This window comes from Paenibacillus sp. J22P277 (assembly GCF_059383675.1).
Genome location: NZ_JBXENS010000016.1, coordinates 40106 through 61011, shown reverse-complemented (window position 1 = coordinate 61011; position 20906 = coordinate 40106). Strand labels below are relative to the sequence as shown.

General features: G+C 51.3%; 35 protein-coding genes. 2 read left to right on the top strand and 33 right to left on the bottom strand.

From position 1 onward, the window contains the following. Positions 1–175 precede the first annotated feature (175 nt). Positions 176–397, bottom strand: coding sequence for a hypothetical protein (locus tag AC50YL_RS35555; RefSeq protein WP_494838104.1), 222 nt, complete (start codon positions 395–397; stop codon positions 176–178). A 195-nt stretch (positions 398–592) separates the two neighbouring features. Next, positions 593–1207, bottom strand: a complete 615-nt coding sequence (locus tag AC50YL_RS35550) for a stage II sporulation protein M (RefSeq protein WP_494838102.1) — start codon at positions 1205–1207, stop codon at positions 593–595. 112 nt (positions 1208–1319) lie between these two features. On the opposite strand from AC50YL_RS35550, the gene pdaB reads away from it, so the two are divergent. Continuing rightward, positions 1320–2123 carry a polysaccharide deacetylase family sporulation protein PdaB gene (pdaB, locus tag AC50YL_RS35545; protein ID WP_494838101.1) on the top strand — a complete coding sequence of 268 codons (804 nt, stop codon included), beginning with the start codon at positions 1320–1322 and terminating at the stop codon, positions 2121–2123. A 17-nt stretch (positions 2124–2140) separates the two neighbouring features. On the opposite strand, the gene AC50YL_RS35540 is transcribed toward pdaB, so the two are convergent. After that, positions 2141–2770: a KinB-signaling pathway activation protein gene (locus AC50YL_RS35540; RefSeq protein WP_494838100.1), complete on the bottom strand. Its 630-nt coding sequence runs from the start codon at positions 2768–2770 to the stop codon at positions 2141–2143. Between the two features lie 301 nt (positions 2771–3071). Here AC50YL_RS35540 and gerD point away from each other — a divergent pair, with 301 nt between their 5' ends. Next, positions 3072–3773 carry a spore germination lipoprotein GerD gene (gene gerD / locus AC50YL_RS35535; RefSeq protein WP_494838099.1) on the top strand — a complete coding sequence of 234 codons (702 nt, stop codon included), beginning with the start codon at positions 3072–3074 and terminating at the stop codon, positions 3771–3773. A 106-nt stretch (positions 3774–3879) separates the two neighbouring features. Here the strand turns inward: gerD and AC50YL_RS35530 are convergent, their stop codons facing one another. The 30 genes from AC50YL_RS35530 to rplP form a co-directional block, all read right to left on the bottom strand. Next, the gene (locus AC50YL_RS35530; RefSeq protein WP_494838098.1) at positions 3880–4995 is read right to left on the bottom strand and encodes a P-loop NTPase; all 1116 of its coding nucleotides are present in this window, start codon (positions 4993–4995) and stop codon (positions 3880–3882) included. A gap of 75 nt (positions 4996–5070) precedes the next feature. Further along, on the bottom strand, positions 5071–5865 hold the full coding sequence (gene cwlD / locus AC50YL_RS35525) for an N-acetylmuramoyl-L-alanine amidase CwlD (protein WP_494838097.1): 795 nt from the start codon (positions 5863–5865) through the stop codon (positions 5071–5073). A 107-nt stretch (positions 5866–5972) separates the two neighbouring features. Beyond that, positions 5973–7136, bottom strand: a complete 1164-nt coding sequence (gene sat, locus AC50YL_RS35520; protein WP_494838095.1) for a sulfate adenylyltransferase — start codon at positions 7134–7136, stop codon at positions 5973–5975. A gap of 49 nt (positions 7137–7185) precedes the next feature. Continuing rightward, the gene (locus tag AC50YL_RS35515; RefSeq protein WP_494838094.1) at positions 7186–7878 is read right to left on the bottom strand and encodes a phosphoadenylyl-sulfate reductase; all 693 of its coding nucleotides are present in this window, start codon (positions 7876–7878) and stop codon (positions 7186–7188) included. 149 nt (positions 7879–8027) lie between these two features. Beyond that, positions 8028–8420 carry a 30S ribosomal protein S9 gene (gene rpsI / locus AC50YL_RS35510; RefSeq protein ID WP_126011507.1) on the bottom strand — a complete coding sequence of 131 codons (393 nt, stop codon included), beginning with the start codon at positions 8418–8420 and terminating at the stop codon, positions 8028–8030. Positions 8421–8439: 19 nt separating this feature from the next. Then, the gene (rplM, locus tag AC50YL_RS35505; protein ID WP_161747299.1) at positions 8440–8877 is read right to left on the bottom strand and encodes a 50S ribosomal protein L13; all 438 of its coding nucleotides are present in this window, start codon (positions 8875–8877) and stop codon (positions 8440–8442) included. Positions 8878–9099: 222 nt separating this feature from the next. After that, complete coding sequence (gene truA, locus AC50YL_RS35500) at positions 9100–9840, bottom strand: tRNA pseudouridine(38-40) synthase TruA (protein ID WP_494838092.1); 741 nt, start codon at positions 9838–9840, stop codon at positions 9100–9102. 69 nt (positions 9841–9909) lie between these two features. Then, positions 9910–10278 (bottom strand): 50S ribosomal protein L17, encoded by a 369-nt coding sequence (rplQ, locus tag AC50YL_RS35495; protein WP_161705125.1) that lies wholly within the window; start codon positions 10276–10278, stop codon positions 9910–9912. Between the two features lie 50 nt (positions 10279–10328). Continuing rightward, positions 10329–11273 carry a DNA-directed RNA polymerase subunit alpha gene (locus tag AC50YL_RS35490; RefSeq protein WP_161705123.1) on the bottom strand — a complete coding sequence of 315 codons (945 nt, stop codon included), beginning with the start codon at positions 11271–11273 and terminating at the stop codon, positions 10329–10331. 128 nt (positions 11274–11401) lie between these two features. Beyond that, the gene (gene rpsK / locus AC50YL_RS35485; RefSeq protein ID WP_090649131.1) at positions 11402–11797 is read right to left on the bottom strand and encodes a 30S ribosomal protein S11; all 396 of its coding nucleotides are present in this window, start codon (positions 11795–11797) and stop codon (positions 11402–11404) included. A gap of 18 nt (positions 11798–11815) precedes the next feature. Further along, positions 11816–12184: a 30S ribosomal protein S13 gene (gene rpsM / locus AC50YL_RS35480; protein WP_091225571.1), complete on the bottom strand. Its 369-nt coding sequence runs from the start codon at positions 12182–12184 to the stop codon at positions 11816–11818. A gap of 17 nt (positions 12185–12201) precedes the next feature. After that, positions 12202–12315 carry a 50S ribosomal protein L36 gene (rpmJ, locus tag AC50YL_RS35475; RefSeq protein ID WP_003333770.1) on the bottom strand — a complete coding sequence of 38 codons (114 nt, stop codon included), beginning with the start codon at positions 12313–12315 and terminating at the stop codon, positions 12202–12204. 44 nt (positions 12316–12359) lie between these two features. Then, a complete protein-coding gene (gene infA / locus AC50YL_RS35470; RefSeq protein ID WP_015847200.1) occupies positions 12360–12575 on the bottom strand; it encodes a translation initiation factor IF-1 in 216 nt (71 codons plus the stop codon). 2 nt (positions 12576–12577) lie between these two features. Beyond that, positions 12578–12859: a KOW domain-containing RNA-binding protein gene (locus AC50YL_RS35465; protein ID WP_161747297.1), complete on the bottom strand. Its 282-nt coding sequence runs from the start codon at positions 12857–12859 to the stop codon at positions 12578–12580. Between the two features lie 6 nt (positions 12860–12865). Then, positions 12866–13627, bottom strand: coding sequence for a type I methionyl aminopeptidase (map, locus tag AC50YL_RS35460; protein WP_494838090.1), 762 nt, complete (start codon positions 13625–13627; stop codon positions 12866–12868). Next, complete coding sequence (locus AC50YL_RS35455) at positions 13624–14277, bottom strand: adenylate kinase (protein WP_494838089.1); 654 nt, start codon at positions 14275–14277, stop codon at positions 13624–13626. The genes map and AC50YL_RS35455 overlap by 4 nt, the downstream gene beginning before the upstream one ends. A gap of 87 nt (positions 14278–14364) precedes the next feature. Beyond that, positions 14365–15666: a preprotein translocase subunit SecY gene (gene secY, locus AC50YL_RS35450; protein ID WP_494838087.1), complete on the bottom strand. Its 1302-nt coding sequence runs from the start codon at positions 15664–15666 to the stop codon at positions 14365–14367. Next, positions 15667–16107, bottom strand: coding sequence for a 50S ribosomal protein L15 (gene rplO / locus AC50YL_RS35445; protein WP_219834319.1), 441 nt, complete (start codon positions 16105–16107; stop codon positions 15667–15669). 107 nt (positions 16108–16214) lie between these two features. Continuing rightward, positions 16215–16400 carry a 50S ribosomal protein L30 gene (gene rpmD, locus AC50YL_RS35440; RefSeq protein ID WP_494838085.1) on the bottom strand — a complete coding sequence of 62 codons (186 nt, stop codon included), beginning with the start codon at positions 16398–16400 and terminating at the stop codon, positions 16215–16217. A 13-nt stretch (positions 16401–16413) separates the two neighbouring features. Further along, entirely contained in the window at positions 16414–16911 is a 498-nt protein-coding gene (gene rpsE / locus AC50YL_RS35435) for a 30S ribosomal protein S5 (protein WP_090649107.1), read from the bottom strand. 31 nt (positions 16912–16942) lie between these two features. Then, positions 16943–17311, bottom strand: a complete 369-nt coding sequence (gene rplR / locus AC50YL_RS35430; RefSeq protein WP_494838083.1) for a 50S ribosomal protein L18 — start codon at positions 17309–17311, stop codon at positions 16943–16945. A 64-nt stretch (positions 17312–17375) separates the two neighbouring features. Next, positions 17376–17918, bottom strand: a complete 543-nt coding sequence (rplF, locus tag AC50YL_RS35425) for a 50S ribosomal protein L6 (protein WP_161747290.1) — start codon at positions 17916–17918, stop codon at positions 17376–17378. A 28-nt stretch (positions 17919–17946) separates the two neighbouring features. Then, the gene (gene rpsH / locus AC50YL_RS35420; protein WP_161705101.1) at positions 17947–18345 is read right to left on the bottom strand and encodes a 30S ribosomal protein S8; all 399 of its coding nucleotides are present in this window, start codon (positions 18343–18345) and stop codon (positions 17947–17949) included. Positions 18346–18375: 30 nt separating this feature from the next. Then, on the bottom strand, positions 18376–18561 hold the full coding sequence (locus tag AC50YL_RS35415) for a type Z 30S ribosomal protein S14 (protein WP_090583249.1): 186 nt from the start codon (positions 18559–18561) through the stop codon (positions 18376–18378). Positions 18562–18583: 22 nt separating this feature from the next. Next, positions 18584–19126, bottom strand: coding sequence for a 50S ribosomal protein L5 (gene rplE, locus AC50YL_RS35410; protein ID WP_161747289.1), 543 nt, complete (start codon positions 19124–19126; stop codon positions 18584–18586). Between the two features lie 31 nt (positions 19127–19157). Beyond that, entirely contained in the window at positions 19158–19511 is a 354-nt protein-coding gene (gene rplX, locus AC50YL_RS35405) for a 50S ribosomal protein L24 (RefSeq protein ID WP_235949619.1), read from the bottom strand. 45 nt (positions 19512–19556) lie between these two features. Continuing rightward, positions 19557–19925: a 50S ribosomal protein L14 gene (gene rplN, locus AC50YL_RS35400; RefSeq protein WP_090583243.1), complete on the bottom strand. Its 369-nt coding sequence runs from the start codon at positions 19923–19925 to the stop codon at positions 19557–19559. A 43-nt stretch (positions 19926–19968) separates the two neighbouring features. Continuing rightward, on the bottom strand, positions 19969–20232 hold the full coding sequence (gene rpsQ, locus AC50YL_RS35395; RefSeq protein WP_162359815.1) for a 30S ribosomal protein S17: 264 nt from the start codon (positions 20230–20232) through the stop codon (positions 19969–19971). A 48-nt stretch (positions 20233–20280) separates the two neighbouring features. Further along, the gene (gene rpmC / locus AC50YL_RS35390) at positions 20281–20481 is read right to left on the bottom strand and encodes a 50S ribosomal protein L29 (RefSeq protein WP_161747288.1); all 201 of its coding nucleotides are present in this window, start codon (positions 20479–20481) and stop codon (positions 20281–20283) included. After that, positions 20471–20905 carry a 50S ribosomal protein L16 gene (rplP, locus tag AC50YL_RS35385; protein ID WP_161705091.1) on the bottom strand — a complete coding sequence of 145 codons (435 nt, stop codon included), beginning with the start codon at positions 20903–20905 and terminating at the stop codon, positions 20471–20473. Before rplP ends, rpmC begins: the two co-directional genes overlap by 11 nt. Between the last annotated feature and the right edge of the window lies 1 nt (position 20906).

Genomic DNA, 20906 nt, shown 5'->3' with positions numbered 1-20906 from the left:
CTGACTTACTTTAAAACCTGTTTGACAGGTCGCTCATTGTTCAGTTTTCAAGGTACAAGTTCTTTTCTCGTATCGCCCATGTCTCAGCGGCGACTTGATTAATATATCACAAGCTTTAGAAACAATGCAAGGGTTTTTTGATAATTATTTGTACACCTGTGAATAACCGTTTGAATCAGCGGTACATACGCATATTAAGCACATAGCGGGACAGTTCTTTCGGGGAGGCGATACGGGCAAACATTCGAAAAATAATCTTGTAGCGTTTGGCAATGGCCGTCTTGATATCTCCGTCCAACCTGGAATCGTTCAAATCGAGCAGCATTTCGTCAAGTTCTTTGCGTAGTACGTAGTCGAGTTCTTTGCATTCTTTGTCGTTGAACAGTATTCCGAGCATAACCGTTCGGCAGCCCCCTTTGCTTATTCGGCCACAACGGCCACCCCAACGACCCTGCGGCAGTTCTTCAACCGCGCCGGCTCGTTTCTTCGGTCACGGGAATCGCGCTGCGCTTACCCGGAAACCAAAAACGGCGTTTATCGCAAGTCGCGATAAACGCCGCTTTATTGTTATGCACAGAAAATGGAAATTTTATTACTCGCCGAGCAGCCAAACCGTCACGGTGCTTTCAATGAGTGCGGCTACGACCAACATTACGGTTATAAGCACGATAACCGGGAGGGTACGCTGCATGAATTTTTCGAATTCCTGCCCCCACCCGCTCTTGCGCGTAAACATCGAACCGATTCCTTGGAGGATCATTTTGCCGAACCGGAGTCCGTATGCACAAGCGATTACGATCGCAGCCAATTCGATAACGCCATGCGGGAGAAGCCCTTTGACGATAACGTCGAACAACATCCCGTTCCCTTGCTCCGCCGTCTTGTGAATCAAATATCCGATCATCATCCCGTTGATGGCGAGGAAGATGACGGGAATTATGCCGAAAAACGCGCCGAGGTACATTACGAAGACCGCTTTAATGACGTTATTCAATAAGATAAACAACATTAAAAACAGCGTCGGATGACTGCTGGAGTCGATGTTTTGCGCGATATCCCGCAATCCGCTCATCTGGCTTTGCATAAAGCCGTCCAGCGCCGGATTCGTCGCGCCGACGACCATGCCGGCAAGCAAAAAAATCGTGCTGAAGGCGAGATAATGACGCATGGATTTCAAATGGCGCAAAATTTCACGTGGAGCGAACATAGTTGGCTTCTCACCTCTGCTGGGGCTTATTTTGGCTTCAAGACGAATAAGTTGGTCGTACGAGCATAGATTGTACTAATACAAGCCTAAGGAGAGGAGTGCCGATCCATCCATGAATATGTTTTACGTCATGAACGGAAGGAAATTGAAGCGATATTTTCTGATGACAGTGGGGATCATGTTCGCGGCAGGCGTCATTTACGCCGAAAAGGACAATATTACGGTGTTTGCCGAAGATCAGCCGGCAGCGATTTACAGCGTTCCGACAGACAAAAAGGTCGTGGCATTGACCTTCGACATCAGTTGGGGTGAAAAACGAGCCGAGCCGATTCTCGACGTCCTGAAACAAAAAGGCGTCAATAACGTGACGTTCTTCCTCTCTTCCCCTTGGAGCCAAAGCCACCCCGATATCGTGAAAAAGATCGTAGATGCCGGTTATGAAATCGGGAGCCACGGTCACAAGCACGGCAATTACAGCACCTACAGCGACGAGGAAATTCGCACGCAAATCGAAACGGCGCAAACGATATTGACTCAAGTGACCGGCAAAACGCCTACCCTAATTCGGATGCCTAACGGCGATTTCGACAAACGCGTGCTGCGGATCGCTGAACAAATGAACTATAAAGTGATTCAATGGGATACGGACTCCCAGGATTGGATGAATATCGGGACGGACAAAATCGTGAATCGCGTCGTTTCCAAAGCGCATCCCGGCGACATTATTCTGATGCATGCCAGCGATTCCGTCAAACAGACGCACGAGGCGCTCCCCGCGATTATCGATCAACTTCGCGATAAAGGCTATGAATTCGTAACGGTATCGGAACTGATTGCGCAAACGGAGCTGCAGGGCAAAACGGTACAAGACAAAACCGCCATGTTCGAGCAGCTCGATGCTTCGGCGGGACAATGATTTCGTACGAATGGCATTTAAGCGACCGGTTTCGCATTGGATGATGCGGAGCCGGTCGTTTGTTCTTTGCGCAGCAAACGGTGCAGCCACATGATTTGATACGCGTTGCACGCGAACATCGGAATGACCATGAACGTCATAGCCGTGACGTTGCTTTGGAGCGCTTGCCACGCTTCCAGCAGCGTCACGACGACCAACAGAAACACCGTCGGTATGAACGCTGTGCTGTTGGTCTGTTTCGCTTTGACATAGGCGACCGCCGAGGACGCGATGGCGAGCGCAAGCGGAAGTACCCAAAAAATCCAGCCGTTATTTAACGTAGCGCGGTCCTGGTACAGCATGTATCCTATTCCGCCGAGCGCGAACAGCGAAGTGTACGCTTGCAAGGCGTTCCAAAGGTACCCTCGGCGAAGCACGCTGAGCGCGATGTAATTGAGCGTTAGATACGAAAAAAAGCCCATTTGGCTGAACGCGCCGAACAGCAATCCGACGAGCGCCATGGTAAGCAGGTTAAAGCCTGTCGCTTTCAGCCCGAGTATCCCGAAATCGGGATCGACCCATTGCATAAAGGTTCCGATAATGGCGGATACGACCCCGCCCACCGCCATCGTGCTCCAGAATAAGAAAAACCATTTGCGTAAGTTCACGGTACATGTCTCCTAAACGTTTGTTTGCGCCTTCCCCTTGTCCATCCGTAAAAAAGCATGGAAGCGCTGACTTCTTATGGCTCGCATTCGCTTGAAATTCTCCGTTTGCTTGGTTCATCTTGGCAGCAAACCATTCCGAGATGCTCGAAATTTCGGTCCTGCCTTTGCCGAATAGCCTGGTCTTTTCCATTTTACCACGTCCGCCTTAAAAAGCTACGCCGCGTCCATGATAATCCCTTGAACAATGTCGCATACTACACGCAGGACAATGTCGTAATTTCAGAAGGGAGACAGGGACATCATGCTCAAGCGTTTCGTATGGGTGGGTGCCGCAATAATTTTATCCTCCATGCTGTCAAGCTGCGGCTCCGAGCCGTCCAGTGCATCAAGCGAACCGATCAGCTACAAAGACATGAAGTCGATGGTAATTGACATACTCAAGACGGAAGACGCGCAAAAGGCGCTTCAGGAATCGGCCGTTTCTTCCACGGGCAACAATGGCATGGGCTCGAGGCTGCTTACGGTCCAAGACCAAGAACAGGTACGCATGGCCGTCAAAGAAACCTTGGTTTCTCCGGAGTACAACAAAGTCATCGAAAAGTTGATGACGGATCCGCGTTTTGCCGGCGAGTTCTCGCAAGCGGTAAATAAACAAAACAAGCAAATCCACAAGGACCTGCTGAAGGATCCGAGCTACCAGAAAGACATGATCCAAGCGATGAAAAGCCCGGAAATGGATAAAATGATATTGGATGTCCTCCAAAGCAGCCAATACCGCAAACAAGTCATGACCATTATGCAGGATTCGATGCAAAGTCCGCTATTCCGGATGGAAATTCTCGACCTGCTTAAAAAGGCGGTACAGGAAGAGCTTAAGCCTAAACCGGACGAAAAAGTCACCAAATCCAAAGAGGGCGAAGGCGGCGGAGAAGGCGAAGGCGGCGATCAAGGCGACAGCGGCGATCAAAGCGAAGGCGGCATGGGTGAGCAAGGAGGCGGTTGATCCCTGCTCCGGTCGTTTGGAAGTGTCCGAATATGAAATACAATGTGAAAAGCCAACATGCTCACGAATCGTGAGCCATGTTGGCTTTTTGTTGTGGTATCGCCGACTATGCCTTGCACTTGGCAATGACGCGGTCCGCTATCTCCAGGTAAATGCGCCCCGTGTCGGTATCTTCCTTGTACACGGACGGGGAAAAATCCGGCTCCGACACATGGTTGTCTGGCGCTCCGAGCGGAATCTGCGCCATTAACTCGGCATTGAGGGACTCGGCAAGCCGAGCTCCGCCTCCGCGTCCGAAAACGTAATCGTGCTCGCCGTCTTTATTGATGTAGTACGACATATTCTCCACGACGCCAATGATCTCGTGTTCGGTCTTGATCGCCATTGCACCCGCTCGGGCTGCCACGAAAGCGGCCGTTGCATGCGGCGTGGTCACGATGATTTCCTTGCTCTGCGGTATGAGCTGATGCACGTCGAGGGCGACGTCGCCCGTTCCCGGCGGTAAATCCAACAGCAGGTAATCCAGCTCGCCCCACTCGATCTCGGCAAAAAAGTTCCGCAGCATCTTGCCGAGCATCGGTCCCCGCCATACGATCGGTGCGTTGTCTTCGACGAAAAAGCCCATGGACATGACGCGCACGCCGAATTTCTCGATGGGGATGACCCGCTCGTTCACGATCTGCGGGCGCTCTTCGATCCCCATCATATCCGGCACGCTGAAGCCGTAGATGTCGGCGTCGATGATTCCGACGCGTTTGCCCTTTCGGGCCAAGGCGACCGCGAGATTCACGGTCACCGTGGACTTGCCGACGCCGCCCTTGCCGCTGGCGACGGCAATGAACTGCACCCCGCTGCCTTCGGCGAGCAGCGGGTGTGCCTCGAGCCCGGCCCCGTGACCGCGTACGGGGCCAGCGCCCTTCGGCGGCGGCACAGCCTGCCCGGCGCCGCCAGGGGCGCCTGCGGCGGGCGTAGCGCCTTGCGCGCCCGCCGGGGCGGCTTCGCCGGCCCGAAACCGACAGTGCACGGTTTCGGCGCCGGCAGCGGCAAGCGCTTCGCGCAGCGCAGCCTCGAGCGTGCGCTCCGCGGGCGCCGCAGCGCCAATGACCGTGAGCGAAACGCCACGGTCTTTCACGACAACATCGCGGAAGACGATCGTGCCTTCCGCATTATAAGGGGCCGCTGCAGACTCGGCGGCCTTCAATGCTTCCTCGCGGGTAATCATGGTAGATTCTCTCCTCTATCCCAGTGATACTGGCTCATCCATTATAGCAATACCCCGGGGCCGTTCCAAGCGGGGTCAGCTTCCGGTTTTGCCGCCGGCCGCGCCGCCCGGGTTACCCGTTCCCCATTTCTCCCCCGCGGTAAAGCGCAGCACACCTTGATATATGGAAGCCGCCACCTTCTTCTGGTATTCGGAATCCGCCAGTCTCGCCGCCTCGCCGGGGTTGGACAGAAAACCGACTTCCACCAGCGCGCTCGGCACTTCGTCCATCGCTTTCAGCAAATATATCGAATTGACCGTAGCCGCGAGTCGTTCGGTATTGCCCAGGTTTCGCCGGATCTCGTCCTGAATCAGGGAAGCTAAAATGGCATTTTCCGGCTGGTTCGGGTAAAAAAACGTCTGGGCCCCCGACCATTTCGGAGATGGAATGCTGTTCATATGGATACTAAGCAGCAGCGAAGCATGCTTATCTTTGACGAACTTGGCGCGATTAAGCAGATCCTGCGTCTTCCGTTTGCTGATCTTCGACGTGCCTTCCTCCGCGAGATCGTAATCGCCCTCCCGCGTCATCACGACGATTGCCCCGGCCTGCTGAAGAAAATCCCGCAGCTGCAAGGCGATCGCCAAATTAAGATCTTTCTCTACCAAACCCTGCTTGCTGACCGCGCCGCCGTCCACGCCGCCATGCCCGGCATCAATGGCAATCACTTTGCCGGATAGCGGCAGCGTCCAGTAGGTCCATGTCCGCGTCGCGGGCACCTCCTGCGTCAACAATACGACCGTGAGCATGACCGCCGCGATGCCTAACCCGATTCGCGCCGCGCCGCGGTACGAAATCCAAACCACCAACCGTTTCCGAACTCCGCGCATGCAAAAAGCCACCCCTATCTCCATCCGATGATCGTGCAGGAGGCTGTCCTGCGTTCTTTATCATCTTATGGGACGAGGCGGCCACTTATGCGGACATCCTGTTTAAATTAAACCGGTTGGCTGGACATGCCTTCGATCAGAATTTGAGCCACTTCCGGACGCGAGAACTCCGGCGGCGGGCAAATGCCGTCACGCAGCAAGGCGCGAACCTTCGTGCCGGAAAGCGTCAGATGATCCTCTTTGCCGTGCGGGCAAGTTTTGCTGGAAGCCATGTTGCCGCATTTGGTGCAAAAGAAACTATGTTCGAAGAACAACGGCGTAATGCCGAGATCTTCGGCCGGGAAGGAACGAAGCAGATCCTGCGCCTCGTATGTTCCGTAGTAATCGCCTACGCCCGCATGGTCGCGGCCGACGATGAAATGCGTACAGCCGTAATTTTTGCGAACCATCGCATGGAAAATCGCTTCCCGCGGTCCTGCGTAGCGCATTGCTGCCGGGAACACGCCAAGGAACGTGCGGTCCGCCGGATAGTAATTCTCGAGCAGCGCGATATAGCTCTTCATCCGGACATTCGCAGGTACGTCGTCGGATTTCGTTTCGCCGACGAGCGGGTTCAGGAATAGCGCATCAACGACCTCCATGGCGCATTTCTGAATATATTCATGCGCGCGATGAACGGGATTCCGGGTTTGGAACCCTACGATGGTCTTCCACCCCTTCTCCGTGAATATCCGTCTCGTTTCCGCCGGGTCAAAGTAAAATTCAGTGAATTTCTCGGGCACCGGACGATTAAGCACGGTGATGGAACCGCCGATATAAGTCGCGGGACGGCTGAGCAATTTCGCAACGCCTGGATGCTCTACATCATCGGTCTTGAATACGTTGAGCGCTTCATGCTTCTGGTCGACGGCATAGATACTCTCGATCTCGATCACGGCATAGATAACGCCGTCTTCGCCGATAAGCGCAGCACGTTTACCCGCGGACAATTCGGAGGCTTTCGTTTCTTCCACAGCCAATGTAATCGGAATGCTCCATACCGTTCCATCCGCAAGACGCATGCGTTCGACGACCGAGCGATAGTCCGCTTCGTTCAAAAATCCGGTAAGCGGCGAAAATGCTCCCACGGCGATCAAGTCCAAATCCGAAATGGTCCATGTATTGACGATGATGGACGAAAGCTTTGCCGCTTCGGAGAGCAGCGCGTCGCGCTCGGCTCCAGTCGCGACTCGGTTGATGAGTACGCCGCCATGCGGCTCAATGCTGCTCATTGTATGCAAGTGCCTCCTAAGGTTTTATCGCGTTGCTACCAGGTTATGCTTATTTATGCAATCCGCACTCCGTCTTCTCTTGACCCGCCCAACGTCCTGCACGCGGGTCCTCGCCCGGCATGACTTGACGCGTGCAGTATTCGCAACCGATGCTTGGATAGTTGTTGTCATGCAATGGGTTGTAATAGACATTGTTCGCGCGAATATAGTTCCAGACATCTTCGGTCGTCCAATCCGCGATCGGGTTGAACTTTACCAAGCCGAATTTCGTGTCGTATTCAATCTTCTTCGAGTTCGCGCGCGTTGGCGCCTGATCGCGGCGAATTCCCGTAATCCATGCTTCGTACTTGGATAGGATTTGCGTCAACGGCTGCACTTTCCGAATATTGCAGCATTCGTTCGCGTTGGACTTCCACAACTCTTCGCCAAATTGTGCCGCTTGCTCCTCCGGCGTAATGGCTGGTTTCACTTCTACGAATTCAAGACCGTAGATTTCGGCCATTTTATCGCGTGTCTCGTACGTTTCTTTAAAGTGAAAATCCGTATCCAGGTAGAAAATGTCGGTCTTCGGACTGATTTTTTGCAGCATATCGACAAGCACGACATCTTCCGCGCCAAAGCTGCATGCGAACGTGATATTCGGGAATGTTTCAACCGCGTATTTCAAAATCTCTTGCGGCGTCGCACTCTCCAGTTCTTCCGCTTGCTTGGTAATAAGCGCTTCTTTCTCAAAAAGGTTCATGGATGAGTCCCTCCGTTTGCAAATTCCAAGTAAATTGATCTACATTAAATTATACGTCCATTGGTCATAATGTTCAATGACTGAAATACGCAAAAATGATGAAAAAAATGCCTCCACTGCTAAGCAGCGAGGCATTTTGTCGGTATAGATTAACGTTTCGAGAATTGTGGCGCACGACGTGCAGCTTTGAGGCCGTATTTTTTACGTTCTTTCATACGTGGGTCACGCGTCAGGAACCCGGCGCGTTTCAAAGCTGGACGGAATTCCGGGTCTGCTTTCAGCAGCGCACGGGAAATACCGTGACGAATTGCACCTGCTTGGCCGGAGATACCGCCGCCATGTGCAATTACCAGGATGTCGTATTTGCTTGCCGTTTCAGTCAGCGCAAGCGGTTGTTTCACGATCAGCTTCAACGTTTCCAAGCCGAAGTATTCATTCAGGTCGCGCTTGTTAATAATGATTCGTCCTTCACCCGGCACGAGACGTACACGTGCTACAGAGTGTTTACGACGACCCGTTCCATAGTATTGAACTTGTGCCATGAAACTGTCCTCCCTCTATTTACCCGCGAAGTTCGTAAACTTCTGGATTTTGTGCTTGATGTGGATGTTCTGCGCCGGCATAAACCTTCAGCTTCATCTTCATTTTGTCGCCCAGACGATTCTTAGGCAACATGCCGTAGATCGCTTGCTCCAAAACTTGGTCCGGTTTGTTCTTGATCATGTCTTGAGCAGGGGTTACTTTCAAACCGCCCGAGTACATGGAGTGACGGTAGTACATTTTGTTTTGCAGCTTTTTGCCCGTCAGGTGAATTTTCTCTGCGTTGATGATCACGACGAAGTCGCCAGTGTCAACGTGCGGAGTAAATTGTGGTTTGTGTTTGCCGCGGATAATGCTTGCCGCTTCGCTCGCAAGACGGCCGAGCGTTTTGCCTTCTGCGTCAATGACGTACCATTTGCGTTCAACTTCATTTGGCTTAGCCATATAGGTAGTGCGCATGGATGATCCTCCTTCTTCATTCAAACGATCGATTCATTTATACCATTAGTTGCCGTTTCATCGGCTTCAATTACATTCGTAAGCGTTGCTGTAAGTGGCCATTCTTAGCCGGGGCTGTGGGAGAGCCACTAAGAAAGCACAAGTTATATTCTACTACATTGGCCTAGCAAGTGCAAGCTCTTTCTTAAATGGTCAAGCCTCGCCGGAATGGGTGAATCCGGGCTACTCCTCGTACTCTACGTCCCAAAGCATCAAGCCATGCGCCATTGCCGTAGGACCTGCCGCCGACCTGTCCCGAGCCTCGAGGATTCGTTTGAAATCGGCTGCGCTAAGCTTGCCTTCCCCTACCCACAGCAATGTCCCCACGATGATCCTTACCATGTTGTACAAGAACCCGTCCCCGGTGAGAAAAATATCCAGTTTGCCTTCGCTTTCCTCTATTCGTGCATCCAGAACGGTCCGCACATGCGTCGTTTTCGTGGAACGCTTCGAAGCAAAGGACGTAAAGTCGTGTTTCCCTTTCACGCAGGCGATTGCTTCCTTCATTTCCTCGAGAAGCAGCGGAATCGGATAATGTAAACGATACTTTCGTTCGAACACGTTACCGAACTTGCTCGTATCGATTCCATAACGATAGGTTTTGCGTTTGGCAAAGTAAGAGGCATGAAAATGCGGGGGCACCTCGTCCGCCTGCAGAATGACGATATCATCCGGCAGCCTGGAGTTGAGCGCAAGCACCCAACGATCAACCGGTATAGGGGAAGAGGTTTTGAAATTAATCACCTGGCGTCTGGCATGGACACCGGCATCGGTTCGACCGGAAGCCGTCATGTCTACGTGTTCGCCCGTTAGTACGCGAATGGCTTGCAGGAGCACATCCTGAACGGTATTGCCGATCGGCTGCGTCTGAAAGCCATAATACGTTGTTCCGTCATAACTGATCGCCATGCGAATATTGCGCACGCCGCTCCCCTCCACAGAAGCCGTCTCGGGCAACAAAAAAAGGTGGCCGCAAGGTCCACCCTTCGTTTGCTACGCGCGATCCACCAGTTCCAAATAAACCATAGGCGCCGCGTCACCGCGACGAGGACCCAGCTTCAAAATACGCGTATAGCCGCCCGGACGCTCCGAATAACGGGTAGCAAGCTCGGAGAACAATTTTTGAATTGCATCCTGTTCACCTGCTGCAATGGACTCACGGCGAACAAAAGCTGCCACTTGACGACGTGCATGCAGATCACCGCGTTTCGCAAGCGTGATCAGCTTTTCGGCGATAGGACGAAGTTCTTTCGCTTTCGCTTCCGTCGTTTGAATACGCTCATACAAGAACAAGTCTGTGACCAGATCGCGGAACAATGCTTTCCGGGAGCTAGCGTCACGGCTCAGTTTTGAATATGCCATCGAAATTCCCCTCCTTAAACCAGTCTTACGACCATAGTCTGTGCTGCTCTCTATTCCTCCATGCGAAGGCCAAGACCGAGTTCTTCCAGCTTCTCTTGAACTTCTTCCAAAGACTTGCGTCCGAGGTTGCGGACCTTCATCATGTCTTCTTCGGTTTTCGTGATCAGCTCTTGAACGGTATTGATTCCCGCACGTTTCAGACAGTTGTAAGAACGTACCGACAGATCGAGTTCTTCGATCGTCATCTCCAGTACTTTCTCTTTCTTGTCTTCTTCTTTTTCAACCATGATCTCAGCATCTTTCGCTTCGTCCGTCAGACCGACGAACAGATCCAGATGCTCAGTCAAAATTTTGGCGCCGAGGCTGACAGCCTCTTCCGGACGAATGCTTCCATCGGTCCAAACTTCAAGTGTGAGTTTATCGTAGTTCGTCACTTGACCAACACGAGTGTTCTCAACCGTGTAGTTAACACGGGTAATCGGTGTGTAGATCGAATCCACGGGAATTACGCCGATCGGCTGATCTTCCCGTTTGTTGCGATCCGCTTGCACATAACCGCGTCCGCGATTAGCAAATACCCGCATGTGGAGCCGTGCACCGGAGGCCAGCGTCGCGATATGAAGATCTGGGCTTAAAATCTCGACATCGCTGTCTGCGCGAATATCGCCAGCCGTAACGTTGCCATCACCTTCCGCGTCAATCTCCAATACCTTCTCTTCGTCGGAATGGATTTTCAGCGAAAGGCCTTTGAGGTTCAGGATGATTTCAGTTACGTCTTCCATCACACCTGGAACCGTAGAGAACTCGTGAAGTACACCGTCGATTTGAACTGAAGTTACAGCTGCGCCGGGCAGCGACGACAACAGGATCCTCCGAAGGGAGTTCCCGAGCGTCGCTCCATACCCGCGTTCAAGCGGTTCAACAACGAAACGTCCGTATGTGCCATCCTCGTTCAATTCTACGGATTCGATTTTCGGCTTTTCGATCTCAATCACTAATAGTACCCTCCCTCAAAACGTCGCTCCGTTACCATTATCGCGTATGCAGTCAAATCATGTAGTATGGCAAACCTTCACAACCATTATTCACAAGTTGCAGTAATTTGATACCACAAATTTTGGAACTATACGCGACGACGTTTTGGCGGACGGCATCCGTTATGCGGAACCGGCGTTACGTCTTTAATGAGGTTAACTTCAAGGCCTGCTGCTTGCAGCGAGCGGATTGCCGCTTCGCGGCCAGCGCCTGGACCTTTAACCATGACTTCGACTGTTTTCATGCCGTGTTCCATAGCCGCTTTCGCTGCGGATTCAGCAGCCATTTGAGCAGCGTAAGGCGTGCTCTTACGGGAACCTTTAAATCCGAGGTTACCCGAGCTTGCCCAAGAAATCGCATTGCCGTGCGGATCGGTAATCGTAACGATCGTATTATTAAACGTCGAGCGGATATGAGCCACGCCAGAGTCAATATTTTTACGGTCACGACGTTTCGTACGAACCACTTTCTTTGGTTTTGCCATTTCGGTTATCCCCCCTTATTATTTCTTCTTGTTCGCTACAGTCCGACGAGGACCTTTACGCGTACGAGCATTTGTTTTGGTCCGTTGACCACGAACCGGAAGACCGCGACGGTGACGAACACCGCGATAGCAGCCGATCTCGATCAGACGCTTGATGTTAAGCGAAATTTCGCGGCGCAGGTCGCCTTCCACTTTAACCGTTTTGTCGATCGTTTCGCGCAATTGGCTAACTTCGTCTTCCGTCAAATCGCGAACACGGGTATTTTCGCTAATACCGGTCGTGCTCAAGATTTTGTTAGCAGTCGTTCTGCCAATACCGAAGATGTACGTCAGCGCGATGACAACGCGTTTATCACGCGGTAAGTCTACACCAGCAATACGTGCCATGTACCATTATCCCTCCTTTATCCTTGTTTTTGTTTGTGTTTCGGATTTTCACAAATAACCATGACATTGCCTTTGCGGCGAATGACTTTACATTTTTCGCAAATCGGCTTGACCGAAGGTCTAACCTTCATTGTGATTACCTCCCGAATTCTTTCGTCGGCAGACCGCTGACGGCCTACTTCCGATAGGTAATGCGTCCTCTGGACAAATCGTAAGGCGACAACTGAATGACTACTTTATCTCCCGTCAGAATGCGGATGAAATGCATTCTAAGCTTACCCGAAACATGGGCGAGAATCTGATGTCCGTTCTCCAGTTCCACCTTGAACATAGCGTTAGGTAGTGGTTCGATGACCGTACCTTCGACTTCAATGACGTCTTCTTTGGCCATAGTCATTCTCCTTTCCCTTGCACTGCCTTCTGAATGGCATAACGCAGTTTCGCGTTGGTTACACGGCCGGTTTCCCGCATGCTGTCAATCACTTCATGACTGACTACCGGCTGCATCTCGAGATGCAGAATGTTTTTCTTCTTCGATTGATCGAAGCGACGTTTGTCTCCGTCGGCCACAAGTACGAAACGTTCGTCCAGCAGCTGAACGATCACGGCGTATGAGCCTTCGTCTTTTCCCCGCAGCACTTTTACGACTCGGCCAATCTCCGGTTTATTCTCCAAGCGTTCTCAACCTGCCTGCTCCCTGGTTCGGGTTAAAATTTCACAGCCATCCGCCGTTACAGCCACCGTATGCTCGAAGTGAGCGCACCATGATTGATCTTCGGTGACGACTGTCCAATTGTCCGCCAGTGTGCGTACGTACCGCTCTCCGATGTTAACCATCGGTTCGATCGCCAGCACCATCCCCGGTTTCAGGCGAGGTCCGCGGTCAGGCATGCCGTAGTTCGGAATTTGCGGTTCCTCATGGAGCTCGGATCCGATCCCATGACCGCAATAATCGCGAACGACGGAAAACCCGGCAGCTTCGATTGCTTGTTGGATCGCATGCGAGATAGTAAACAAGCGAACATCCGGCTTCACGAGTGCGAGTCCCGCATAAAGCGACTGTTCTGTAATGTCGAGCAGCCGTTGCGCCTCTTCACTAATACGGCCGACGCCGTAGGTCCACGCCGAATCGCCGTGATACCCTTTATACTGCGCGCCGATATCAATACTGATGATGTCGCCATCATTCAGTTTGCGCGAGCCCGGAATGCCATGTACCAGCTCATTGTTCACAGAAGCGCAAATGCTGGCAGGAAATTGATTGTACCCTTTAAAAGAAGGTGTTGCGTCCTGGCTGCGAATGTACGTTTCAGCGATTTCGTCCAATTCCTTGGTGGTCACGCCCGGCCGAACCGCTTCTTTAAGCAAGCGATGCGTATCCGCTACAATTCGTCCAGCTTCTCTCATATACTGCAATTCCGCTTCGGACTTGCATACGATCATTCCGCAGTTCCCCGCAAGCAGTTCACGATGTTCGCCGTTACTTCGTCGATCTCTTTCTCGCCGTCCACTTCGCGCAAAACCGCTTTGCTTGCGTAGTAATCAAGCAATGGAGCCGTTTTGGAGATGTATTCGTCAAGACGCGTGCCTACTTTCGCTTCCGTATCGTCTGACCGCTGGTACAGCTCGCCGCCGCATTTATCACAAACGCCTTCCTGCTTCGGCGGGTTGAACATGACGTGGTACGTGGAGCCGCACGTTTTACAAATGCGACGACCGGTCAGACGCGCAAGCAGCAAACCGCGGTCAACCTTCAAGTTAACGACGTGATCGATACTGCGTCCCATTTCTGCCAACATTACGTCCAGTGCTTCTGCCTGCTGCAGCGTGCGCGGAAATCCATCCAACAAGAAGCCTTCGTTGCAATCTTCGAGCTGCAGGCGTTCGCGAACGATGCCGTTCGTGATTTCATCCGGTACCAAGAGACCTTGATCCACGAATTCTTTCGCCTTTTGCCCGAGCGGAGTGCCTTGCTTCATTGCTAGACGGAAAGCATCGCCGGTCGAGATGTGCGGAATGTTGAATGTCTCCACGATCCGTTCTGCCTGCGTGCCTTTTCCGGCTCCTGGAGGGCCCATGAATAAGATGTTCATTAGCGTGTTCCTCGCTTTAAACATAATAGGCTCGGCCGGGTTCCGCCACCTTGCAAGATGCCCGGAATCCCGCTTGCGAACCTAGTGTTATTTATTGATAAACCCTTTGTAGTGGCGTTTGATCAGTTGCGTCTCGATTTGCTTCATCGTATCCAGCGCAACGCCGATTACGATCAAGAGCGAGGTGCCGCCCAGCTTCACGTCACGAGGCAAATCCGCGAGCGTTCCGAAGAACACCGGCAGAATCGAGATGACCGACAAGAAGATCGCCCCGCTCAATGTGATCCGTGACATGACGCGCGTAATGTAAGAAGAAGTCGGTTTGCCTGGACGTACGCCCGGGATATATCCGCCGTTTTTCTTCATTTGATCGGCCATCTGCACCGGATTGATTTGCACGAACGTGTAGAAGAACGTAAACGCAATAATCAAGATTACGTACAACACCATGCCAAGCGGCTTGTCGTAGTACATATGCGTTTGAACCCATTGGGCCCACGGACGGGTCGACCAGAAATTCGCGATCGTAACCGGGAACATCAGAAGCGATACCGCGAAGATGACCGGAATAACGCCTGCGCCGTTTACTTTCAACGGAATATGAGTCGATTGACCACCGTACATTTTCCGGCCAACCACGCGTTTCGCGTATTGCACCGGGATTTTGCGAATCCCTTGTTGGACGAAGATAACGCCCACGATGATCGCCATGATTGCAATAATGATTGCAACCACTTTAACGATTCCCAAGAAAAGCGCGTCGCCCGCATCCACGAACTCTTGCGAGTAGATGGAACGAGCATGTGCCGGAAGTCGTGCTACGATACCGGCAAAGATCAGGACAGAGATCCCGTTACCGATGCCTCTCTCCGTAATTTGCTCACCGAGCCACATGAGGAAGGCTGTTCCTGCCGTCAGGATAATCGCGATCACAATGTAATCCGTAACGGTTGCGCCAGGAATCATATCGTACTGATACTGCCGGTTAAATCCGATTGCGGTACCAAAGCCTTGGACAAGTCCAAGAATGATTGTTCCGTAACGGGTGATTTGTGCAAGTTTACGTTTTCCGTTCTCGCCTTCCTTCGCCCATTCGGCGAATTTGGGGATAACGTCCATCGACAGCAGCTGCACGATGATGGATGCGGTGATGTAAGGCATGATCCCGATCGCGAAGATCGAGAACTGGAACAACGCCCCACCCGAAAACGTATTTAACAAACCAAACAATTCAGAACCGGCCTGGTCCGTCTGTGTGAATACATCCTTATTGACGCCCGGTACCGGAATAAAGGAACCGATACGGTAAACCAACAAGATGAACAGTGTGAACAGGATCCGTTTGCGAAGGTCTTCCACTTTCCAAATGTTAGACACGGTCTTGAACAATTAGATCACCTCGGTTTTACCGCCGGCAGCCTGGATTTTCTCTACCGCAGATTGAGAGAACTTGCTTGCTTTTACCGTAAGTTGAACCGTGATTTCGCCGTTACCCAAGACTTTGATGCCGCTTTGCGGGTTTTTAACGATACCTTGCTCCATCAGCAGTTCAGGCGTTACTTCAGTGCCGGCTGCGAAGCTGTTCAACTCATCGATGTTCACAATCGCATACTCTTTACGGAACGGGTTGTTGAAGCCGCGTTTAGGCAAGCGACGGTACAAAGGGTTTTGACCGCCCTCGAATCCTGGGCGAACACCGCCGCCGGAACGAGCATTTTGACCTTTGTGACCGCGACCCGATGTTTTACCGTTGCCGCTACCGATACCACGGCCAACGCGGAAACCCTCTTTACGAGAGCCCGGTGCTGGTTTGAGATCATGCAATTTCATCGTCGTTGCACCTCCTTAAAGTTTTGCATTGCTTTCTGCCCGAGCCTGCTAGATCAGCAAAACTCTTCAGGAAAGCATTCTTATTCCTGTCTCGCCCTGATTGGCGATTATGCTTGTACTTCTTCAACTTTTACCAAGTGGCTGACACTATTGACCATGCCGCGGATAGCCGGGCTGTCGTTGTGGACAACCGATTGACGAATTTTGCGAAGACCAAGCGTAGCAACTGTCGCACGCTGCGACTCGTTGCGACCGATCAGGCTGCGAACGAGGGTGATTTGCAATTTTGCCATCGTATTCTCCTCCTTAGCCCAAAAGCTCTTTCACGGTTTTTCCACGAAGTTTAGCAACGTCCTCGGCACGTTTCAGACGGGAAAGTCCTTCAAGTGTCGCGTTAACCATATTCATGGAGTTCGAAGAACCAAGCGATTTGGTCAGAATGTCGCCTACGCCCGCAAGTTCGAGTACTGCACGAACCGGGCCGCCTGCGATAACTCCAGTACCTTCGGATGCTGGTTTCAACAATACACGGCCAGCGCCGAAATGTCCAAGTACTTGGTGTGGAATGGTCGTTTTTACGAGTGGAACATGAATCAGGTTTTTCTTGGCGTCTTCGATACCTTTGCGAATCGCATCAGGTACTTCGCCAGCTTTACCGATTCCTGCGCCAACGTATCCTTTACCGTCGCCTACAACTACCAGCGCGCTGAAGCTAAAACGGCGTCCGCCTTTTACTACTTTCGCTACGCGGTTGATTTGAACTACCTTCTCGGTGAGTTCCAACGAGTTTGGATCAATACGCAAGTCGATTTACCTCCTTCATAAGTATTATCGATTAAAACTCAAGGCCTGCTTCGCGAGCTGCATCAGCCAGTGCTTGAATTCTTCCGTGGTACAAATATCCGCCGCGATCAAATACGATTTGGTCTACGCCTTTCGCTTTCGCGCGAGCTGCGATGACTTCGCCGATTTTACGAGCTGCTTCAATGTTGCCGCCATTGCTGATTTGTTCTGCGAATTCTTTGTCGACCGTGGATGCCGATACGACCGTCACGCCTTGAACATCATCGATCAGTTGAGCGTAGATGTGTTTGGAGGAACGGAATACAGAGAGACGCGGACGCTGCGTAGTTCCGTTGATTCTCTTGCGAACACGCAGGTGACGTTTGTGACGTGCTTTGTTTTTATCGCCTTTTGTAATCATTCGTAGTACACTCCTTTCTGCTGTCTTAATGATGCTATACGATTAAGCTGCCCTAGACGGCTGCTTATTTTTTCTTACCGGCTTTACCTTCTTTACGAAGGATGCGCTCGCCTTCATACTTAATCCCTTTGCCTTTGTACGGCTCAGGCTCGCGTACGGAACGAATCTTCGCAGCAGTTTCACCGACGAGTTCTTTGTCGATGCCTCTTACGATGATTTTCGTATTCGAAGGAACTTCGAATTCGATGCCGCCCGCAGGCGTGATTTCAACTGGATGCGAGTAACCAACGTTAAGCACGATTTTCTCGCCAGTTTTATTTGCACGGTAACCAACGCCTACAAGCTCCAGGTTTTTTACAAAACCTTCGGTTACACCGCTAACCATGTTAGCGATGACGCTGCGAGTTGTACCGTGAAGAGAACGATGCAGTTTATTGTCAGAAGGACGTTCGATCGTGATGACACTGTCCGCTACTACCACTTTCATGTCTTTGTGGATTGGGCGGCTCAGGGTACCTTTCGGTCCTTTAACTGTGATGACGCTGTTGTCCAAGTCGATGTTTACACCACCGGGAACTTGGATCGGTTTACGGCCAATACGAGACATTGTTACACCTCCAATCTGTGACGGTTAATTACCAAACGTAGCAGACAACTTCGCCGCCGGATTTCTGTTGGCGAGCTTCTTTATCAGTCATAATGCCTTGGGACGTGGAGATGATCGCCATTCCCAGGCCGCCAAGCACGCGAGGCACTTCAGTGCTTTTCGTGTATACGCGCAGACCCGGTTTGCTGATGCGTTTCAGCCCCGTGATGACACGCTCTTGGTTCGGGCCGTATTTCAAGAAAATACGGATAATCCCTTGTTTGTTATCTTCGATATACTCAGCATCACGAATGAAGCCCTCGCGTTTCAAAATTTCAGCGATTTGCTTCTTCACTTTCGAAGCAGGCATTTCTACCGTCTCGTGACGCACAACGTTTGCGTTGCGAATGCGTGTAAGCATATCTGCGATCGGATCAGACATAACCATTGTGTAAACCTCCTTCCCGAACTAGGCTGATTACCAGCTTGCTTTTTTAACGCCAGGAATCTGGCCTTTGTATGCTAATTCACGGAAACAAATCCGGCAAATTTTAAACTTTTGCAAAACCGAATGCGGACGGCCGCAACGTTCACAGCGTGTGTAAGCCTGCACTTTGAATTTAGGAGCACGTTGCTGCTTAACCTTCATCGAAGTTTTTGCCACTTGGTATTACACCTCCTGTGGATTACTTCGTAAACGGCATGCCCAATTGGGTCAGCAGTTCACGAGCTTCTTCGTCCGATTTTGCCGTCGTGACGATGACGACGTCCATACCGCGAACTTTATCTACTTTATCGTATTCGATCTCTGGGAAGATCAATTGCTCTTTCAAGCCGAGTGTGTAGTTGCCGCGGCCGTCGAACGCTTTGTTCGAGACACCGCGGAAGTCGCGTACGCGAGGGAGAGTGACATTGAACAGTTTATCCAGGAAGTAGTACATGCGCTCGCCGCGCAGCGTTACTTTAACCCCGATTGGCATATTCTCGCGAAGCTTGAAACCGGCAATCGATTTCTTCGAGCGAGTTACAACAGGTTTTTGACCCGAAATCAGACGCATGTCTTCAACGGCGGCATCCAGTACTTTGGAGTTCGAAACCGCTTCGCCGACACCCATGTTGATGACGACTTTCTCGATCTTAGGCACTTGCATAACCGTTGTATAGTTGAATTTCTGCATCAAACCAGGTGTGATTTCATTCAGAAAACGATCTTTCATTCTTGCTGCCATGTAACGTGAACCTCCTTTCCTTCTCGGTCAATTAATCGATAACTTCGCCGGATTTTTTAGCGACCCGGACTTTTTTGCCGTTATCCAGTACTTTGTATCCGATACGAGTTACTTTACCGCTCTTCGGATCGATGTGCATAACGTTGGATACGTGAATCGCCGCTTCTTGCTCGATAATACCGCCTTGCGGATTAGCTTGCGAAGGACGCGTATGTTTCTTCACCATATTGACGCCTTCGATAAGAACGCGGTTTTGACGCGGATACGCAGCAATGACGCGGCCTTTTTTGCCTTTGTCTTTGCCCGTGATGACCATAACCGTGTCGTCTTTCTTCACGTGCAATTTATTGTTGTGGGACTCCAACACTTTTTTCAACCGTGGCATGAGTTACACCTCCTGCGTGCTTGCGCCGAACGCGCAAAGTCTTTATTAGATAACTTCCGGAGCAAGCGATACGATTTTCATGAAGTCGCGGTCGCGAAGTTCGCGAGCTACTGGTCCGAAAATACGTGTGCCGCGCGGGCTCTTGTCTTCCTTAACGATAACAGCAGCGTTTTCGTCAAATGCAATGTAAGATCCGTCTTTACGGCGAACAGCGCGTTTCGTACGAACGATTACCGCTTTGACTACATCACCTTTTTTGACAACGCCACCGGGTGTTGCTTGTTTGACGGAACAAACGATCAAATCACCGATATGGCCAACACGACGTCCAGTACCACCGAGCACACGGATGCACATCAGTTCTTTCGCGCCGGAGTTGTCAGCGACAGCCAAACGTGTAAATGGTTGAATCATTTCAACGTCCTCCTTTCGGGAAAATGCTTACCGGGAAGCATTCTTACAGAATAACAGCAGCTTCAACGATTTCGACCAGGCGGAACCGTTTGTCTTTCGATAACGGGCGAGTTTCCATGACTTTGACGATATCGCCGATCTTAGCTTGGTTATTCTCGTCATGCGCCTTGAATTTTTTCGTGTATTTAATCCGTTTATGGTACAAATCGTGTTTTTTGTACGTTTCAATCGAAACTACGATTGTTTTGTCCATCTTGTCGCTCACGACTTTACCGATTTGAACTTTGCGGGCATTACGTTCGCTCATGTTCATCCTCCTTCCACACATTCGTTATTCGTCACGGACAATCACAGACTAGCTGCTGATTCCGAGTTCTCTTTCACGAAGAACGGTTTTGGCACGAGCTATGTCCTTGCGCACATCGCGGATACGAGTTGGGTTTTCCAATTGGCCGGTAGCCAATTGAAAACGAAGGTTGAATAGCTCTTCTTTGAAGCCAGCGACTCTTTGTTCGAGTTCAACAGAGGTAAGGTTGCGGAATTCATTAGCTTTCATTTGCTTCACCACCCACTTCTTCGCGTTTCACGAACTTCGTTTTAACTGGCAGTTTGTGTGCTGCAAGACGCATTGCTTCACGTGCGATCTCTTCGGATACGCCAGCAAGCTCGAACATGATTTTGCCCGGTTTTACGACTGCAACCCATTTCTCAACGTTACCTTTACCGCTACCCATCCGAACTTCAAGAGGCTTTTGCGTGATTGGCTTCGCCGGGAAGATCTTGATCCATACTTTACCGCCACGTTTGATGTAACGAGTCATCGCGATACGCGCTGCTTCGATCTGACGGTTGGTGACCCATGCAGGTTCAAGCGCTTGAAGACCGAATTCGCCGAAGGCTACATCCGTGCCGCCTTTAGCGCGACCTTTCATATGACCACGTTGTTGTTTACGGTGTTTGACGCGTTTTGGGACCAACATG

What these genes read in the sequence shown, in the direction of transcription:
- AC50YL_RS35555 (WP_494838104.1), bottom strand. Translation starts at nt 397, where the DNA reads ATGCTCGGAATACTGTTCAACGACAAAGAATGCAAAGAACTCGACTAC.
- AC50YL_RS35550 (WP_494838102.1), bottom strand. Translation starts at nt 1,207, where the DNA reads ATGTTCGCTCCACGTGAAATTTTGCGCCATTTGAAATCCATGCGTCAT.
- pdaB (WP_494838101.1), top strand. Translation starts at nt 1,320, where the DNA reads ATGAATATGTTTTACGTCATGAACGGAAGGAAATTGAAGCGATATTTT.
- gerD (WP_494838099.1), top strand. Translation starts at nt 3,072, where the DNA reads ATGCTCAAGCGTTTCGTATGGGTGGGTGCCGCAATAATTTTATCCTCC.
- AC50YL_RS35530 (WP_494838098.1), bottom strand. Translation starts at nt 4,995, where the DNA reads ATGATTACCCGCGAGGAAGCATTGAAGGCCGCCGAGTCTGCAGCGGCC.
- cwlD (WP_494838097.1), bottom strand. Translation starts at nt 5,865, where the DNA reads ATGCGCGGAGTTCGGAAACGGTTGGTGGTTTGGATTTCGTACCGCGGC.
- sat (WP_494838095.1), bottom strand. Translation starts at nt 7,136, where the DNA reads ATGAGCAGCATTGAGCCGCATGGCGGCGTACTCATCAACCGAGTCGCG.
- AC50YL_RS35515 (WP_494838094.1), bottom strand. Translation starts at nt 7,878, where the DNA reads ATGAACCTTTTTGAGAAAGAAGCGCTTATTACCAAGCAAGCGGAAGAA.
- rpsI (WP_126011507.1), bottom strand. Translation starts at nt 8,420, where the DNA reads ATGGCACAAGTTCAATACTATGGAACGGGTCGTCGTAAACACTCTGTA.
- rplM (WP_161747299.1), bottom strand. Translation starts at nt 8,877, where the DNA reads ATGCGCACTACCTATATGGCTAAGCCAAATGAAGTTGAACGCAAATGG.
- rplQ (WP_161705125.1), bottom strand. Translation starts at nt 10,278, where the DNA reads ATGGCATATTCAAAACTGAGCCGTGACGCTAGCTCCCGGAAAGCATTG.
- rpsK (WP_090649131.1), bottom strand. Translation starts at nt 11,797, where the DNA reads ATGGCAAAACCAAAGAAAGTGGTTCGTACGAAACGTCGTGACCGTAAA.
- rpsM (WP_091225571.1), bottom strand. Translation starts at nt 12,184, where the DNA reads ATGGCACGTATTGCTGGTGTAGACTTACCGCGTGATAAACGCGTTGTC.
- rpmJ (WP_003333770.1), bottom strand. Translation starts at nt 12,315, where the DNA reads ATGAAGGTTAGACCTTCGGTCAAGCCGATTTGCGAAAAATGTAAAGTC.
- infA (WP_015847200.1), bottom strand. Translation starts at nt 12,575, where the DNA reads ATGGCCAAAGAAGACGTCATTGAAGTCGAAGGTACGGTCATCGAACCA.
- map (WP_494838090.1), bottom strand. Translation starts at nt 13,627, where the DNA reads ATGATCGTATGCAAGTCCGAAGCGGAATTGCAGTATATGAGAGAAGCT.
- AC50YL_RS35455 (WP_494838089.1), bottom strand. Translation starts at nt 14,277, where the DNA reads ATGAACATCTTATTCATGGGCCCTCCAGGAGCCGGAAAAGGCACGCAG.
- rplO (WP_219834319.1), bottom strand. Translation starts at nt 16,107, where the DNA reads ATGAAATTGCATGATCTCAAACCAGCACCGGGCTCTCGTAAAGAGGGT.
- rpmD (WP_494838085.1), bottom strand. Translation starts at nt 16,400, where the DNA reads ATGGCAAAATTGCAAATCACCCTCGTTCGCAGCCTGATCGGTCGCAAC.
- rplR (WP_494838083.1), bottom strand. Translation starts at nt 17,311, where the DNA reads ATGATTACAAAAGGCGATAAAAACAAAGCACGTCACAAACGTCACCTG.
- rplF (WP_161747290.1), bottom strand. Translation starts at nt 17,918, where the DNA reads ATGTCTCGTATTGGCCGTAAACCGATCCAAGTTCCCGGTGGTGTAAAC.
- rpsH (WP_161705101.1), bottom strand. Translation starts at nt 18,345, where the DNA reads ATGGTTATGTCTGATCCGATCGCAGATATGCTTACACGCATTCGCAAC.
- rplE (WP_161747289.1), bottom strand. Translation starts at nt 19,126, where the DNA reads ATGGCAGCAAGAATGAAAGATCGTTTTCTGAATGAAATCACACCTGGT.
- rplX (WP_235949619.1), bottom strand. Translation starts at nt 19,511, where the DNA reads ATGCCACGGTTGAAAAAAGTGTTGGAGTCCCACAACAATAAATTGCAC.
- rplN (WP_090583243.1), bottom strand. Translation starts at nt 19,925, where the DNA reads ATGATTCAACCATTTACACGTTTGGCTGTCGCTGACAACTCCGGCGCG.
- rpsQ (WP_162359815.1), bottom strand. Translation starts at nt 20,232, where the DNA reads ATGAGCGAACGTAATGCCCGCAAAGTTCAAATCGGTAAAGTCGTGAGC.
- rpmC (WP_161747288.1), bottom strand. Translation starts at nt 20,481, where the DNA reads ATGAAAGCTAATGAATTCCGCAACCTTACCTCTGTTGAACTCGAACAA.
- rplP (WP_161705091.1), bottom strand. Translation starts at nt 20,905, where the DNA reads ATGTTGGTCCCAAAACGCGTCAAACACCGTAAACAACAACGTGGTCAT.